We start from the raw sequence: 14,656 nt of genomic DNA, 5'->3' as shown, positions 1-14,656 counted from the left end.
CGTCATTCGTAGAGCCAGGGGTCGCTGGTGTAGGCACCCGTGCTGTCTTCGCCGCCCAGCACCAGCACGCGGCCGTCGCGCAGCCGGTGCACCGTGTGGCCGACGCGGCCGCGCGGCAGTGGCGCGGGCGTGCTCTGGCCACCGGTGCGCCACAACGCCGCACTGGCGCTGGCCGCGTGGCCCGGCGTCTCGCCGCCGACCAGCAGCACGCCGTCGCCGGGCAGGCGGGCACTGGCGGCGAGCGTGCGCGCCACGGCCAGCGGCGTCTGCGGCGCGAAGGTCTGCGTGGCCGGGTCGAAGCGCAGCACGCTCGCCAACGGCCGGATCGTCGCGCCGTCGACCACCTCGCCGCCCAGCAGCAGCACGCTGCCGTCCGACAACCCGTGCGCCGCGTGCAGCAGGCGCCGCTCCTGGATGCCGGTGGACAACGGCGTGAACGTCTCGGTGCGCGGGTCGAAGAGTTCGGCGAACACGTAGGTCGACGCCGACGTGTCGCCGCCGACGATCAGCACGCGGCCGTCGGGCAGTTCGGTGGCGGTGGCGTGCGCGCGGTCGTGTGCCATGCGCGCGGACAGCAGCCGCCAGCGGCCGGTGGCCGGCTCCCACAGCTCGGCGCTGTCGCGGCCCAGGCCGCCCGTCACCAGCACGCGGCTGCCGCCCAGCAGCGTCGCGGTGTGGCGGCTGCGCGGCGCGTTCAGCAGGCCGCCGTGCTGCACCGCGCCGCTGTGCTCGTCCACGAGTTCGGCAAAGGGCGCACCGGGCGCGCCGGTCTGGCCGCCGACCACCAGGATGCGGCCGTCGGGCAGGCGCACCGCGCTGTGGTGGCTGCGGCCGGTGGCCAGCGTGCCGATGCGGCGGAAGCTGCGTGTCGCGGGGTCGTAGCGGTCGATGGCGTCCGACAGCACGCCCAGCCCGCGCGAGCCGCCCAGCACCACGACACTGCCGTCGCCCGCCAGCACCGCCGCGTGGTGGGCCGCGGTGAAGGGCGGCAGCGCCTGCCAGCGGTCGCGGAAGTACACCTCCAGCCACAGGTCGCGCCGCGCGTCGGGCAGGCCCGGCGTCTGCACCACCAGCTGCAGTCGGCGCGTGGCGCCCAGTGGCTCGGTGGTGAGCAGCGCGCCGTCGGCCACTGGGCCGATGTCGGGCTCGATGCGCGCCGAAGCGCCGCTGTAGCGCACGCGGACCTGCGCCTGCTCGCCGACGAAGTAGCTGCTGCGGTCGGCGCTGAACGCGTGGATGGCCGGCGTGCTGGTGTCGCCGCCGCCGCAGGCGGCCAGCCAGGCGGCGCTGCCGCCAGCGACCAGCAGGCGGCGGCGCGTGGGCTCGGGGGCGGGACGGAAGGTGGGGCGGTGCATGGGATGCCGTGCGCGGGGTCCGGAAAGCGGCGCACTGTAAGAATCCCGGCGTGACCCGGGCGTGACCGACCACCCCGGGCGCCGTCACACCCCACCATGCCCGACCTGCAGCTCCACGGCCCGCCGCACCTGCGCTTCGACGACGGCCGCGCGCTGGCGCTCTCGCCGCGCGAGGCCGCGCTGCTGGCCTGGCTGCACCTTGAAGGGCGCACGCCGCGCGCCGTGCTGGCGGCGCGGCTGTGGCCGGGCGGCGACGACGCCAAGGCGCGCGCCAACCTGCGCCAGACGCTGCTGCGGCTGCGCCGCGGTGCCGGCGCGCTGCTGCACGAGGACGGCCGGGGGCTGGCGCTGGCCGACGGCGTGGTGGTGCAGGACGCGGCCGGTGCCCGGCTGCTGGGTGCGCTGGAGTTCGACGATGCGCCCGAGCTGGCTGACTGGCTGGCGCAGCGGCGCGACGCCACGCAGCGCCACCGCCTGCGCGAACTGCTGGCCGCCGCGCGGGTCCACCTGGCGCAAGGCGCGCTGGACGCGGCGCTGGCCGCCGCCGACGCGCTGCTCGCCACCGACCCCGCGATCGAGGAAGCGCACCGCGTGCGCATGGAGGTGTTCTACCTGCGCGGCGACCGCGCCGCCGCGATCGCCGCCTGGGATGCCTGCCGCGACGCGGTGCGCAGCGCCTTCGGCGTGATGCCGGCGGACGCCACCGACGCGCTGGGCCGGCTGCTGCTCACCGGCGACGCGCCCGCGGCACCGGCGGCCCACGCGGCACTGCCTGCGGCGCTGCGGCGCCCGCCGCAGTTGGTGGGCCGCGACGCCGTGCTGGCTGCAGTGCTGCAGTCGCTGGCGCTGGGCCACACCGTGGTGCTGGCCGGCGCGGGCGGCATCGGCAAGAGCCGGCTGCTGGCCGAGGCAGTGGCACGGGCGCTGCCGGCCGGCTGCACGTTGAGCGTCGGCGCGCGCCCAGGCGACGTGCTGCAGCCCGGCGCGCTGCTGGCACGGCTGCTGGCCGCGGCACTGCAGCAGTGTGCACCGCACCTGGACCCCGCCACGCAGGCCGACGTGCAGTGCCTGCTGCCGGCCCCGGGCGACGTCGGCGCCCACGCCGCCAGCTCGGCACTGGCGCAGCGGCGGCTGCTGGGCACGCTGCCCCGTGTGCTGCAGGCCTGCCATGCCCGGGGCCTGCGGCTGGTGGCCATCGACGACCTGCACTGCGCCGACGAACCGAGCCTGGAGGCGCTGCAGCTGCTGCTGGGCGCATGGCGCGCGGCGGGGGACACGCTGCCGCTGCTGCTGCTGGGCCTGCGGCCCGACGAGGCCCCGCCGGCCGCGCAGGCCGTGCTGGCGCTGCTGGCGCAGCTGGCCGACGGCGGACGCAGCGCACGCTTCGAGCTCGCACCGCTGCAGGTGGCCGACGTGCAGACGCTGCTGGCGCAACTGCCCTGGTCCGAGCACGGCACGGCGCCCGACACCGCGGCGCTGGCGGCGGCGCTGGTGGCCCAGGTCGGCGGCAATCCGGCCTTCCTGCTGGAGTCGCTGAAGAGCCTGTGGCTGGCCGCGGACGGCGCGCTGCAGCAGTGGCAACGGTGGCAGCCGGGCCAGCCGCTGCCGGTGCCGCCGACGCTGCGCGAGGCCGTGCGCCAGCGCCTGCAGCGCCTGCCCGGCGACGCGCTGCAGCTGGCGCAGATCGCCGCCGTCGCCGGGGGCGACTTCTCGCTGCCGCTGGCCGCGGCCCACCTGCAGCGCACGCCGCTGCAGCTGGCGCCGCTGCTGACGGCGCTGGAGGCGGCGCAGGTCTTCGACGGCCTGGGCTTCGCGCACGACCTCGTGGCCGAGGCCGTGCTCGCGTCGCTGCCCACGGCGCTGCGGCCGCTGCTGCACGGCAGTGTCGCAGAGCACCTGGCCACGCACGGCGGCAGCGCCGCGGCCGTCGCCCACCACCTGCAGCAGGCCGGCCGGCCGGAGGCCGCCGCTCCCTGGTGGCTGCAGGCCGCGCGGCAGGCGCAGGCGCGCTGGCAGATGGCGGCCGCGGCCGCCGCCTACCAGGCTGCGGCGCCGGCGCTGCCGACCCGCGCCGGGCAGCGCGACGCCTGGATGGACGCCACGCGCTGCTGGCTCTGGGTGCGCCACGCGGCGGCCGCCGACACGCTGGCCGCGGCCGCCGCGCTGGCCGACGGGCCGGCCGACGCGGCACGGCTGCGCACACTGCGCACGATCTGGTGCTTCAACACGCGGCGCCTGGCCGAGGCCGTCGACGAGGCCACCGTGCTCGTCGACGACCTGCTGCAGCACGGCAGCACGCTGGCGCCGGCGGTGCTGGCCGACGCGCTGCGCGTGATCACGTCCTTGGTGGCCAGCGGGCTGGACATCGAGCGCGCACTGGCGCTGGTGCCGCACGTGGCGCCGCTGGTGCAGCACGACGCCGACGCCCGGCTCGCGCTGCACACGGCGCACGGCGGGCTGCTGCACTGGGCCGCGCAGCCGCTGCCGGCAGCGCAGGCGCTCGAGACCGCGCTGCAGCAGGCCGCGCACGGCGGCGACCCCGGACCGCGCGTCGTGCTGGCCAACCAGCTGATGCGCGTGCGCCATGCGCTGGGCGACCTGGACGGGGCCGCAGCGCTGGGCGCGCACGTGCTGCAGCGCGCCGCACCGCTGGAGATGGGCCTGGTGTTCCAGACCGACGTGATGCACGTGGTGGCGATGGTCGACATGGCCCGCGGCCGCGCAGCCGCCGGGCTGGCGCGCTTCGATGTGCTGCTGCGCCGGCTGGCCGACGCCCAGGTGCCGGTGCCCGACCTGTTCCTCACCTCGCAGGCGCTGCTGCTGATCGCCTGCGGCCGCCTGGCCGAGGCCGAGGCCGTGCTGCAGCGGCACCCGCCTGCCGGCCGCCCGGGCCAGGCGCTGCAGGACCTGGGGCTGCATCTCACGCGCGCGCGGCTGGCCACGCTGCAGGGCCGTCCGGCCGGCCACTGGCTGGCGCTGGCCGCGGCGCCGCTGCCGCTGCCGCCGGGCCTGGTGCTGCAGCGTGCCGTGGTGCTGGCCAGCCTGCAGGGCGGCGATGCCCACGCGCTGGACGCCCTGGCGGCCGAACTGGGCCGGCGCGGCATGCGCGGCCTGCAGCGCGTGGCGGCGCAGGCCGCCGCGCGCGCGGCGCTGGCCGCCGGCGACACCGCCTCGGCCGTGCAGCACGTGCAGCAGGCGCTGGCGCTCGCAGGCGCGGTCGACGCCTGGGACGACGAGCCCGCCAGCGTCTGGCACACGGCGGCCGAGGTGCTGGCGGCCTGCGGCGACGCCGGCGGCGCCGCGGCGGCGGCCGCACGCGGCGCGGCCTGGGTGCGGGCCGGCGCCGCGCAGTGGTCCGACCCCGCCCACCGCCAGGCCTGGCTGCACGGCAACCCGGTGCACCGCGACCTGCTGCGCCAGGCCGCCAGCCCGGCCGGGTAGCATCCCGGCCCATGTCGCTTGCCGAGGCCATGGGCCTGTTGCTGACCCTGATCGCCCGCTTCATCACGGGTGCGCAGGGCCATTGGAAGGGCTGTCCGCCCAAGGCCGAGCAGCGCATCTACTTCGCCAACCACCAGAGCCACCTCGACTGGGTGCTGATCTGGGCGGCACTGCCGCGCGACCTGCGCGCCAGCACGCGGCCGATCGCCGCGCGCGACTACTGGACCTCGTCGCGCTTCAAGCAGTGGCTGACCACCGAGGTCTTCCACGCCGTCTACGTGAGCCGCCAGCGCACCGACGACCAGGACCCGCTGGAGCCGCTGGTCGAGGCGCTGGGCCACGGCGATTCGCTGGTGATCTTTCCCGAAGGCACGCGCAGCAACGCCGCCGAGCCCAGGCCCTTCAAGAGCGGGCTGTACCACCTGGCCGAGCAGTTCCCGGGCGTGCAGCTGATCCCGGCCTGGATCGACAACGTGCAGCGCGTCATGCCCAAGGGCGAGGTGGTGCCGGTGCCCATCCTGTGCACCGTGACCTTCGGCGCGCCGCTGCAGCTGCAGCCGGGCGAGGACAAGCGCGACTTCCTGGCGCGCGCGCGCCAGGCCGTGCTGGAACTGCGGCCGGTGGTGGTGTGAGCCAGTTGCGCGCGCTCTCGGTGGACCAGCAGGTGGCGCTGCTGTTCGTGCTGCTGTTCGGGCTGCTGCTGCTGGCCACGGCCGCGGCGATCTTCCTGGTGCTGCGCTGGGCACAGGCCGGCGACGCCGAGGACAGCGACCGCGCCGTGCGCCTCAAGCGCGAGCTGCGCGCGGTGTGGGTCGGCGCGATGGTGTTCTGGCTGGCCTGGATCTCGGGCCCGGTGGGCGCCACGCTGGCCTTTGCGGTGATCTCGTTCCTGGCGCTGCGCGAGTTCATCACGCTGGCGCACACGCGGCGCAGCGACCACCGCAGCCTGATCCTGGCCTTCTTCATCGTGCTGCCGCTGCAGTACCTGCTGGTCGGCGCGCGCAGCTTCGACCTCTTCAGCGTCTTCATTCCGGTGTACGTGTTCCTGGCCATCCCGGTGATCAGCGCGCTGGCCGGCGACCCCGAACGCTTCCTGGAGCGCAATGCCAAGATCCAGTGGGGCATCATGGTCTGCGTCTACGGCCTGAGCCACGCGCCGGCACTGCTGCTGCTGCAGTTCCCGGGCTACGAAGGGCGCGGCGCGTTCCTCGTCTTCTTCCTCGTCGTCGTCGCGACGGTGGCGCAGATGGCGCAGGAAGCCGCCAGCCGCCGCCTGCGCCGGCGCCCGGTGGCGCGCCAGATCGACCGTTCGTTCAGCTACCGCGCCTGGGCCATCGGCGCGGTCACGGCCGGCCTGGTGGGTGCGCTGCTGTACTGGATCACGCCGTTCAAGGCGCCGCAGGCGCTGGCGATGGGCTTCATCGCCGCCGGCGCCGGCACCTTCGGCGAGTTCGTGATGAAGGCGCTGAAGAAGGACGCCGGCGTGCGCTGGTGGGGCAACCAGAGTTCGGTCACCGGCGCCGTGGGCCTGCTCGACCGCGTGGCGCCGCTGTGCTTTGCGGCGCCGGTGTTCTTCCACTCGGTGCGCTGGTACTTCCAGGTGAAGGCCTGACGGGCCGGCCGCATGCGCATCCTCGGCATCGACCCCGGCCTGCAGCGCACGGGCTTCGGCCTCATCGAGGCCGAGGGCCAGCGCCTGGCCTACGTGGCCAGCGGCACCATCAGCACCACCGAGCTGGCGCGCGGCGACCTGCCTGGGCGGCTGAAGATCATCTTCGACGGCGTGTGCGAGGTCGTGCAGACCTACCGCCCCGACCGCAGCGCGGTGGAGATCGTCTTCGTCAACGTCAACCCGCAGAGCACGCTGCTGCTGGGGCAGGCACGCGGCGCCGCGCTGGCGGCGCTGGTGTCGTCGGGGCTGCCGGTGGCGGAATACACGGCGCTGCAGATGAAGAAGGCCGTCGTCGGCCACGGCCTGGCCAACAAGAGCCAGGTGCAGGAGATGGTCAAGCGCCTGCTGAAGCTGCCCGGCCTGCCGGGCAAGGACGCCGCCGACGCGCTGGGGCTGGCGATCAGCCACGCGCATGCCGGCGCGTCGTTCGCCGTGCTGGAACAATCCACCACCTTGCGGCGGCGCCAGCATGCGCAGTACCGCAAGGGCCGCACCCTCTGACCCCTTCTTGGAGAGCACCTGCATGACCGCCCCCGTCCAGACCCAGTGGATCGACATCGCGCCGGGCTTCGCCGGCTACCTGGCACTGCCGCCCGCGGGCCACGGCCCGGGGCTGGTGCTGTTCCAGGAGATCTTCGGCGTCAACGCGCACATCCGCGCGGTGGCCGAGCAGTACGCGCTGAGCGGCTTCGTGGTGCTGGCACCCGACGTCTTCTGGCGCCAGGCGCCGCGTGTCGAGCTGGGCTACGGCGGCGACGATTTCCAGCGCGCGCTCGGCCTGATGAAGTCCTACGCCGGCCCCGACGCGCTGGCCGACATCGCCGCCAGCGTGGCCACGCTGCGCGCACGGCCCGAGCTGCGCGGCCAGGTCGGCGCCTTCGGCTACTGCATGGGCGGGCGCCTGGCCTACCTGGCGGCAGCCACCACCGACATCGCGGCGGCCGTGCCGTTCTACGGCGGCGGCATCCACGGCCAGCTCGAGCGCGCTGCGGCCATCCGCTGCCCGGTGCAGTTCCACTACGCCGAGCACGACGACAACATCCCTCTGAGCGCGGTGGACAGCGTGCGCGAGGCGATGGCCGGCAAGGCCGCCGAGGTGCACCTGTACCCCGGCGCGCACCACGGCTTCAACTGCTGGGCACGCGCCTCGTACCACGCCCCCAGCGCCGCGCTGGCGCAGGGACGTGCGCTCACCTTCCTGGCCGAGCAGCTGTTCTAGCGGACCGGCCCCATGGCCGGTCGCGCCCGCGCCTTCCGCCGCGGGCGGCACCGGGGGCTCAGCTGCGTGCCAGCCCGAAGTGCAGCACCTGCCCGTCGGGCCCGTACTCGACCACCCAGGTCTCGATGCTGGGACCGACGCCGCTGCGGCCCAGGAACCAGGTGTCGCGCTGCGGCGCGCTGGCATCGGGGATGCCCAGCAGCGCACGCACGTCGGCGCGCGGCATGCCCACGCGCAGGTGGCGCTCGCGCAGCGCCGCGACCATGCCTGCGCGCGGATTGGGCGCGTCGTACTGACCGTGCCCGGCCGCCCAGCGCTGGCGGTCGAATTCACCCGTGTCCGTCACCGCGTCTCCACAACCCGTGGCCGGCAACGCAGCCAGCAGTGCCACGAGGGTCCAGCCCAGCCTGCCTTGTCGCATCGGGGCACTCTAGCACCGGGACTGGCGCACGGGCTCACTGCGCCGAGGCGTCGCCGGCGGGCACCGGCGCGCCGCCGACGCCGGCCGTCGGGTCGGCCATGCCGTGCTGGCCCGGCACCACGCGGTCGCTCCAGGCCAGTTGGCCGTCGGCGCCGACGACGACGAGGTCGCCACGGTCCAGCGCGGCCTGCACCAGCGTGGCGAGCTCGGCGTCGCTGGCCCCGGGGTTCGCCTCGGCGATCTGGCGGCCGATGGCGTTGTTGTAGAGGTCCATGGCCTCGCGCACGGCACCGTTGCCGGGCAGACCCTCGTGCGCGGTGGCGAACTGCTGCGTCCATTCGGCGCCGAAGTTCTTCGCCAGCAGCGCGTTCCAGTAGGCATGGCGGAAGGCGTCGTTGTGGCCATCGTTGGCGGGCCAGGCGCGGCGTGCCATCGCCTGTTCGTCGGGCGGCAGTTGCGCGATCTGCGCTTCCACGGCCGGCGGCAGCGTGCCGGGGCGCGGCACGCGGCTGTCGGCGGTGGCGAACGCCTGGTCGGCGATCGCCTCGAAACGCTGCAGCCCGAGCAACCCGCGGTCGCGCGTGAGGTTGTCGAGCAGCTGGCCCTCGGTGGTGGTCAGCTCGCGCCGGTCGCCGCGCACCCAGCCCAGCGGCAGCCAGTCGGCGCCGAAGGCCTTCGGCTCCCACATGGCGGTGGTGTCGTCGGCGGTCTGGTAGGTGCGCTGCACATCGGCCAGGTCGGGGCGGCGCGGCGCCTGCGCGGTCATCTGCTGCACCGCCTGCGCCAGCTGCGTGGGCAGCGCGGTGGCCATCTCGCGCAGCGTGCGCAGGCCCTGCAGCGCGGTGTCCCACAAGCCGGTGGCCGCGGGCTGCGGCGCGGCGGCGGCGCTGCTGTCGTCAGGCAGCGTGCTGCCGTCCTGCAGCGCACGCGCGGTGGAAGCGGTGCCGGCGCTGGCGGCATGCATCGAAATGGTGGTCATGGCGGGCACTCCCGAAGGACAAGGACTGCACCGTAGCGCGACCGGCCGGGCCGGCGGCAGTCGTGCGCGCCCGAGCTGGGGCGCACCCCATCCTGCAACCACCCACCCAGGAAACAACACGCAAGCGACGGTCACGACATCTGCATCGCGCCGTCGTGGCGGGGTGCCGGCCCTTGTCGTCGTTGCGCAGGGGATCCGAGCCCGCCCGGGCGGTCGCGCACGGCGCCATGGCGCCATGGCGCCACGCGACCAGGCGACGCGGCGGAACGCGGCACCGGTGGACGAGAGCGCCGCCGCCGAGAGCCTGCAGCAGCAGGCGGCGAGGCCGGCCGATCGGGTCCGCGTGTTCCGCGTGGCCGTGGCCCGAAGCCGCGCTGCCCCTACGCCAGGCGATCGGCGTGCCAGCGCAGATGGTCGTCGATCAGGCTGGCGATGAAGTAGTAGCCGTGGTCGTGGCCGGCGTGCCGGCGCAACGTCAGCGGCTGGCCCGCCTGCGCGCACGCGGCTTCGAAGGCCTCGGGGTGCAGCTGCTCGGCCAGGAACTTGTCGGCCAGCCCCTGGTCGACCAGGATGCCCTGCGGGTACGGCGTGCGCGCCGCGGCCATCAACGCGCTGGCGTCGTGCGCGGCCCAGGCGCTGCGGTCGGGCCCGAGGTAGCGGCCGAAGGCCTTCTCGCCCCACGGGCAGCGGCTCGGTGCCGCGATCGGCGCGAAGGCCGACAGCGAACGGAACATGCCGGGGTGGCGCAGCGCCAGCGTGAGCGCACCGTGGCCGCCCATCGAATGGCCGAAGAGGCCGATGCGCAGCGGGTCGGCACCGAACTGCGCCACCACCAGGTCGCGCAGCTCGCCGGTGATGTAGCTCTCCATGCGGAAGTGCGCCGACCACGGCGGCTGCGTCGCGTCGAGGTAGAAGCCGGCGCCGGTGCCGAAGTCCCACTCGGCGGCTTCGCCTTCGATGCCGGTCTGGCGCGGGCTGGTGTCGGGCGCCACCAGCAGCAGGCCGAGCTCGGACGCCAGGCGCTGCGCGCCGGCCTTGATCGGGAAGGTCTCCTCGGTGCAGGTCAGCCCGGCGAGATACACCACCGTGCCGCGCACCGGCGTGCCCACGGGCGGGCGGTACACCGCGAACTGCATCGGCAGCCCGATGCTGGCGCTGTCGTGCCGGTAGAAGCCCTGCACGCCGCCGAAGCAGCGGTGCTCGGACAGCGTCTGCACGGCCATCAGAACAGCACCACCGAGCGGATCGACTCGCCGCGCTTCATCAGCTCGAAGCCGTCGTTGATGTCGTCGAGCTTCAGGCGGTGCGTGATCAGGTCGTCGATCTTGATCTTGCCGTCCATGTACCAGTCGACGATCTTCGGCACGTCGGTGCGGCCCCGCGCGCCGCCGAAGGCGCTGCCCATCCAGACGCGGCCGGTGACCAGCTGGAACGGCCGCGTGCTGATCTCCTTGCCGCTTTCGGCCACGCCGATGATCACGCTCTTGCCCCAGCCGCGGTGCGTGCACTCCAGCGCCTGGCGCATCGTGGTCGTGTTGCCGATGCACTCGAAGCTGTAGTCGGCGCCGCCGCCGGTGAGCTGCACCAGCGTGTCGACCAGGTTCTCGTGCTCCTTCGGGTTCACGAAGTGCGTCATGCCGAACTGGCGCGCCATCTGCTCGCGCGCCGGGTTGATGTCGACGCCGATGATCTTGTCGGCGCCCACCATCTTCGCGCCCTGGATCACGTTCAGCCCGATGCCGCCGAGGCCGAACACGACGACGTTGGCGCCGGCTTCCACCTCGGCCGTGAACAGCACCGCACCGACGCCGGTGGTGACGCCGCAGCCGATGTAGCAGACGGTGTCGAAGGGAGCGTCGCTGCGGATCTTCGCCAGCGCGATCTCGGGCACGACGATGTGGTTGGCGAACGTGCTGGTGCCCATGTAGTGGAAGACCGGCATGCCGTCGATGGAGAAGCGGCTGGTCTGGTCGGGCATCAGGCCCTTGCCCTGCGTGGCGCGGATCGCGGTGCACAGGTTGGTCTTGCGGCTCAGGCAGCTCTTGCACTGGCGGCATTCGGGCGTGTACAGCGGGATCACGTGGTCGCCGGGCTTCAGGCTCGTGACGCCGGCGCCGACGTCGACGACGATGCCCGCGCCCTCGTGGCCCAGGATGCTGGGGAACACGCCTTCGCTGTCGGCGCCCGACAGCGTGTAGTAGTCGGTGTGGCAGATGCCGGTGGCCTTGATCTCCACCAGCACCTCGCCGGCCTTGGGGCCCTGCAGGTCCACGGTCTCGACGGTGAGCGGGGCGTTGGCCTTCCAGGCGACGGCGGCGCGGGTCTTCATGCGGGGCTCCTTGTTGCGGCGCGGAACCATACACCAGGGGCGCGCTGCGCTGCCGGTCCACGGCCATGTGTGCCGAAGCGGGCCAGAGGTGCGATGCTTGCGGCCGCCATGGCTTCCCCGCACGCGCTCGACCTCCGCCCCGCCGCCGCGCTGCGGGCGCCGCGGCGCCTGCCGGCACTGGCCGACTGCCTGGTGCTCGCGGCACTGCTGCACCTGCTGGCGGTGGCGGTGTTCGGCAGCGCGCCCGGCGGCACGGCGCAGCTGGGCCGAAGCGTGTGGGGCGCCATCAACGTGCGGCTGGCCGGCACCGGCCCGCCGGGGCCCGAGACGGCGCCGCCGCCCGACGTGGTGACCGGTCCGCCAGGCGCGGCCGCCACCCAGCGCTGGGGCGGCGCGGTGCGCGACAGCAGCGCTCCCGTGCCGGCCGAGCAGCCGGGCGCCGCACGCCTGGGCCGCTGGAACCCGGCGCGGACGGCGGCCGAGGTCGATCCGCCGGCGCCCGCGGCCGTCGCCGCCCCGGCAGCGGCCACGCCTGCTCCCGCTCCCGCTCCCGCGCCTGCTCCCGCTCCGGAACCCACGCCGGCACCCAGCCCCGCGCCCGCTGCGCCGGCCGAGCCCACGCCGGCCGCCCCGGACGCGCTGGGCGCGCTGCAACCGGCGGCCCAGCCGCTGCAGCCGCTGGCCCCGCTGACGGCCGTGGCCCCGCCCATGCCGGCGCCGGCCGCACCTGTGACGCCAGCGCCGGCGCTGCCCGCGCTGGCGCCGCTGTCCGCACCCGCCACCCGCACGCTGGCCCCGTTGCCGGCCACCGGGCCGGCGGTTGCGGCACCCCCGCTGCAGTCGCCGCAGCCCCTGGCCCCGGCCCCGCCAGCGGCCGCGCCGCCGCAGGCGCCGGTGCTGCGCGAGCTGCCCGCAGCGGCGCCTGCGGCACCGCCCGCCCCCGCCCCTGCCCCCGTGCCCACGCCCGCCCCTGCGCCCGACCCCGCCTCCCCCCCGTCGCCAGCGGTGCCGCAGGCCGTGCCGCTGGCGCCGTCGCCCACCGGCGTGCCGATGGCCCCACCGGTGCCGGCCGCCGGCACCACGCGGCAGGCGCTGCCCCAGCGCCCGGCGCTCGGCGCCCCCGATGCCGGCGCGGCGGTGGGTCGGGACGTCGCCACGCCGCCCGCGGCGGCCGCCAGCCAGCCGCGGCTGAACCTGGACTACGTGCGCCCGCGCGGCGGCGAGATCTCGACGCTCGGCCGGCGCGGCGTGGTCAACGCGCTGCCGGTGCCGCCCGACGTGAAGGACAAGCTCGCCGAGGACATCGCGAAGTCGGTGCGCGAGGACTGCCGCAAGGCCTACGCCGGCGGCGGCTTGGCGGCCGTGGTGCCGCTGGCGGTGGACGCGCTCAGGAAGGACGGCTGCCGCTGGTGACGACCGTGGCCGCCGCGGGGCGCGACAGGCGCGGGTCGGCCGCGCCGCCGGGGTCGGGCGCCAGCGCGGCCAGCTGCATCAGCGTCAGCGGCCCGGCCACGCCGTCTGCAGCGAGCCCCTGGGCGCGCTGGAAGGCCTGCACGCGCGTGCGCAGCGCCGTGTCGTCGGCGACCAGGCCCTGTCCGTCCAGCAGCGCCAGCCGCTGCAGCAGCCAGCCGCGCAGCACCACCGCGTTGGCGGCGTGCGCGCCGTCCACGTAGCCGGCCGGTGCGCGCCAGTAGGTGGCGAACTCGCCGCGCCACAGCCGTGCCAGCTGCAGCAGCGGCAGTTCCACGTCGGCGCCGCCGGCGTTGAGCACGGCGCGGTCGTCGGCCAGGCCGACCAGCAGCACGTGGGCGACACGGCCGCGCGCGTCCTGCAGGCGCAGCCAGCCGGGCCGGTCGCTCTGGCGCAGGCCGGCCAGCCCGGCGGCGCTGCGCAGGCAGTGCAGCGACTGCAGCGCCGCGGCGGCGCAGGGGTCGCCCGCGCCGAGCACCGTGCCCCACAGTCCGGCCAGCGCGCGCCAGGCGGTGGCCTCGTCGGCCGTGGCGGCGGAGAACAAGGCATCGGTGGACACGGGTGCGGCAGCACCGGGCACCGCCGCCGGGGCTGGCACCGCGGCGGCAGCGGGCACTGGTGCGACGGCAGGTGCGACGGCAGGTGCGACGGCAAGTGGGACGGCAGGTGCGACGGCAGGTGCCACTGCCTGTGCGCCGGCAAGCGCCTCGGCGGCCGGCGGCACCGGCGGTGCGGCAGCGGCAGCCGCCGCCGGGGCGGGCGTGGTCTCCACGGCCGCGGGGCCGGCGCCGAACTGCGGCGCCAGCCACACGCCCGCGGCCAGCGCCACGCCCGCCACGGCCAGCAGCGCGCCGGCCGGCACGCGGGCACCGCCCCCGCCGTCGTTCGTGCCGCCGTTCCGACCGTCTCCCGCCGGTGCGGCACGGCCGCCCGCCGCACCGGGTCCGTATACCTCGGCGGCGGCCTGCTCGACCAGGCGGCGGTCGATGCGCCGCGTGCCGGCGGCGGCCGCCGCCGCCAGGGCGCGGTCGCACACGGTGTTGATGCGCCGCGGCACGCCGCGGCACAGGCGGTGGATCATGCCGATCGACTCGCCGTCGAACGGCAGCGCCCCCTGCAGCCCGGCCACGCGCAGCCGGTGCTGGATGTAGCCCGCGGTCTCGGCCTCGCTCAGCGCCGGCAGGTGGTAGCGCGCCACCACGCGCTGCGCCAGCGGCTCCAGCTCGGGCCGCTCCAGGATCTGCCGCAGCTCGGGCTGCCCGATCAGCATCACCTGCAGCTTGCGGCCGCTGCTGTCCAGGTTGGTCAGCAGGCGCAGCTGCTCCAGCACGTCCAGGCTCAGCGCCTGGGCCTCGTCGATGACGATCAGCGTGCGCCGCCCCTGGGCATGGGCCAGCAGCAGGTGGCCGTGCAGTGCGTCGATCAGGTCCAGCGCCCGCGTGCCCTCGGGCAGCGGCACGTGCAGGTCCTCGCACACCCGTTCGAGCAGGGCCCCGACGTCGAGCCGCGGGTTGACGACGTTGGCGACGTCGAAGTGGCCGGGCAGGTCTTCGAGGAAGCGGCGCCACACGGTGGTCTTGCCGGCGCCGATCTCGCCCGTCAGGAGCACGAAACTCGCACCCCTTACCATCCCGACATTGAGCAGATCCAGGGCCTCCTGGTGCTTGGCGCTCATGTAGAGAAAGCTGGGATCGGGCGCGATCGAGAACGGCGCCTGGTGCAAGCCGAAGAAGGACTCGTACATAGGCGGGGGAGGATACCCGGGGCCAC

The 14,656-nt window shown here is 75.4% G+C and carries 12 protein-coding genes; 6 read left to right on the top strand and 6 right to left on the bottom strand.

Translation table 11 applies throughout. The features are described from left to right. Positions 1-2: 2 nt before the first annotated feature. A complete protein-coding gene (locus ACPOLB_RS20190) occupies positions 3-1,355 on the bottom strand; it encodes a Kelch repeat-containing protein (RefSeq protein ID WP_425257828.1) in 1,353 nt (450 codons plus the stop codon). Between the two features lie 96 nt (positions 1,356-1,451). Here ACPOLB_RS20190 and ACPOLB_RS20185 point away from each other — a divergent pair, with 96 nt between their 5' ends. Genes ACPOLB_RS20185 through ACPOLB_RS20165 form a run of 5 tightly spaced genes read left to right on the top strand, consistent with a single transcriptional unit; the run spans position 1,452 to position 7,687 of the window. After that, positions 1,452-4,796, top strand: coding sequence for an ATP-binding protein (locus ACPOLB_RS20185; protein ID WP_425257827.1), 3,345 nt, complete (start codon positions 1,452-1,454; stop codon positions 4,794-4,796). Positions 4,797-4,807: 11 nt separating this feature from the next. Next, positions 4,808-5,428, top strand: coding sequence for a lysophospholipid acyltransferase family protein (locus ACPOLB_RS20180; protein ID WP_425257826.1), 621 nt, complete (start codon positions 4,808-4,810; stop codon positions 5,426-5,428). Then, entirely contained in the window at positions 5,425-6,408 is a 984-nt protein-coding gene (locus ACPOLB_RS20175; RefSeq protein WP_425257825.1) for a phosphatidate cytidylyltransferase, read from the top strand. Before ACPOLB_RS20180 ends, ACPOLB_RS20175 begins: the two co-directional genes overlap by 4 nt. 12 nt (positions 6,409-6,420) lie before the next feature. After that, a complete protein-coding gene (gene ruvC / locus ACPOLB_RS20170; RefSeq protein WP_425257823.1) occupies positions 6,421-6,969 on the top strand; it encodes a crossover junction endodeoxyribonuclease RuvC in 549 nt (182 codons plus the stop codon). A 22-nt stretch (positions 6,970-6,991) separates the two neighbouring features. Next, complete coding sequence (locus ACPOLB_RS20165; protein WP_425257822.1) at positions 6,992-7,687, top strand: dienelactone hydrolase family protein; 696 nt, start codon at positions 6,992-6,994, stop codon at positions 7,685-7,687. 58 nt (positions 7,688-7,745) lie between these two features. Here ACPOLB_RS20165 and ACPOLB_RS20160 read toward each other — a convergent pair whose 3' ends face one another. From ACPOLB_RS20160 to ACPOLB_RS20145, 4 genes are all read right to left on the bottom strand, one after another. Beyond that, positions 7,746-8,108, bottom strand: coding sequence for a hypothetical protein (locus tag ACPOLB_RS20160; RefSeq protein ID WP_425257821.1), 363 nt, complete (start codon positions 8,106-8,108; stop codon positions 7,746-7,748). A 34-nt stretch (positions 8,109-8,142) separates the two neighbouring features. Beyond that, entirely contained in the window at positions 8,143-9,087 is a 945-nt protein-coding gene (locus ACPOLB_RS20155; RefSeq protein WP_425257820.1) for a DUF6973 domain-containing protein, read from the bottom strand. A gap of 380 nt (positions 9,088-9,467) precedes the next feature. Continuing rightward, a complete protein-coding gene (gene fghA / locus ACPOLB_RS20150; RefSeq protein WP_425257819.1) occupies positions 9,468-10,310 on the bottom strand; it encodes an S-formylglutathione hydrolase in 843 nt (280 codons plus the stop codon). Next, complete coding sequence (locus tag ACPOLB_RS20145) at positions 10,310-11,416, bottom strand: S-(hydroxymethyl)glutathione dehydrogenase/class III alcohol dehydrogenase (RefSeq protein ID WP_425257818.1); 1,107 nt, start codon at positions 11,414-11,416, stop codon at positions 10,310-10,312. Before ACPOLB_RS20145 ends, fghA begins: the two co-directional genes overlap by 1 nt. A gap of 108 nt (positions 11,417-11,524) precedes the next feature. On the opposite strand from ACPOLB_RS20145, the gene ACPOLB_RS20140 reads away from it, so the two are divergent. Next, on the top strand, positions 11,525-12,829 hold the full coding sequence (locus ACPOLB_RS20140; RefSeq protein ID WP_425257817.1) for a hypothetical protein: 1,305 nt from the start codon (positions 11,525-11,527) through the stop codon (positions 12,827-12,829). Here ACPOLB_RS20140 and ACPOLB_RS20135 read toward each other — a convergent pair. Then, on the bottom strand, positions 12,804-14,630 hold the full coding sequence (locus ACPOLB_RS20135) for an ExeA family protein (RefSeq protein WP_425257816.1): 1,827 nt from the start codon (positions 14,628-14,630) through the stop codon (positions 12,804-12,806). The two genes, ACPOLB_RS20140 and ACPOLB_RS20135, sit on opposite strands and share 26 nt — an antisense overlap. Positions 14,631-14,656 lie beyond the last annotated feature (26 nt).

It is taken from the genome of Rubrivivax soli, assembly GCF_049810355.1.
GTDB lineage: Bacteria > Pseudomonadota > Gammaproteobacteria > Burkholderiales > Burkholderiaceae_C > Rubrivivax.
This window is presented reverse-complemented; position numbering and strand designations above follow the sequence as displayed.

Excerpts from the sequence above, each read along its gene's own strand:
- ACPOLB_RS20190 (WP_425257828.1), bottom strand. The coding sequence starts at position 1,355 with ATGCACCGCCCCACCTTCCGTCCCGCCCCCGAGCCCACGCGCCGCCGC.
- ACPOLB_RS20185 (WP_425257827.1), top strand. The coding sequence starts at position 1,452 with ATGCCCGACCTGCAGCTCCACGGCCCGCCGCACCTGCGCTTCGACGAC.
- ACPOLB_RS20180 (WP_425257826.1), top strand. The coding sequence starts at position 4,808 with ATGTCGCTTGCCGAGGCCATGGGCCTGTTGCTGACCCTGATCGCCCGC.
- ruvC (WP_425257823.1), top strand. The coding sequence starts at position 6,421 with ATGCGCATCCTCGGCATCGACCCCGGCCTGCAGCGCACGGGCTTCGGC.
- ACPOLB_RS20165 (WP_425257822.1), top strand. The coding sequence starts at position 6,992 with ATGACCGCCCCCGTCCAGACCCAGTGGATCGACATCGCGCCGGGCTTC.
- ACPOLB_RS20160 (WP_425257821.1), bottom strand. The coding sequence starts at position 8,108 with ATGCGACAAGGCAGGCTGGGCTGGACCCTCGTGGCACTGCTGGCTGCG.
- ACPOLB_RS20155 (WP_425257820.1), bottom strand. The coding sequence starts at position 9,087 with ATGACCACCATTTCGATGCATGCCGCCAGCGCCGGCACCGCTTCCACC.
- fghA (WP_425257819.1), bottom strand. The coding sequence starts at position 10,310 with ATGGCCGTGCAGACGCTGTCCGAGCACCGCTGCTTCGGCGGCGTGCAG.
- ACPOLB_RS20145 (WP_425257818.1), bottom strand. The coding sequence starts at position 11,416 with ATGAAGACCCGCGCCGCCGTCGCCTGGAAGGCCAACGCCCCGCTCACC.
- ACPOLB_RS20140 (WP_425257817.1), top strand. The coding sequence starts at position 11,525 with ATGGCTTCCCCGCACGCGCTCGACCTCCGCCCCGCCGCCGCGCTGCGG.
- ACPOLB_RS20135 (WP_425257816.1), bottom strand. The coding sequence starts at position 14,630 with ATGTACGAGTCCTTCTTCGGCTTGCACCAGGCGCCGTTCTCGATCGCG.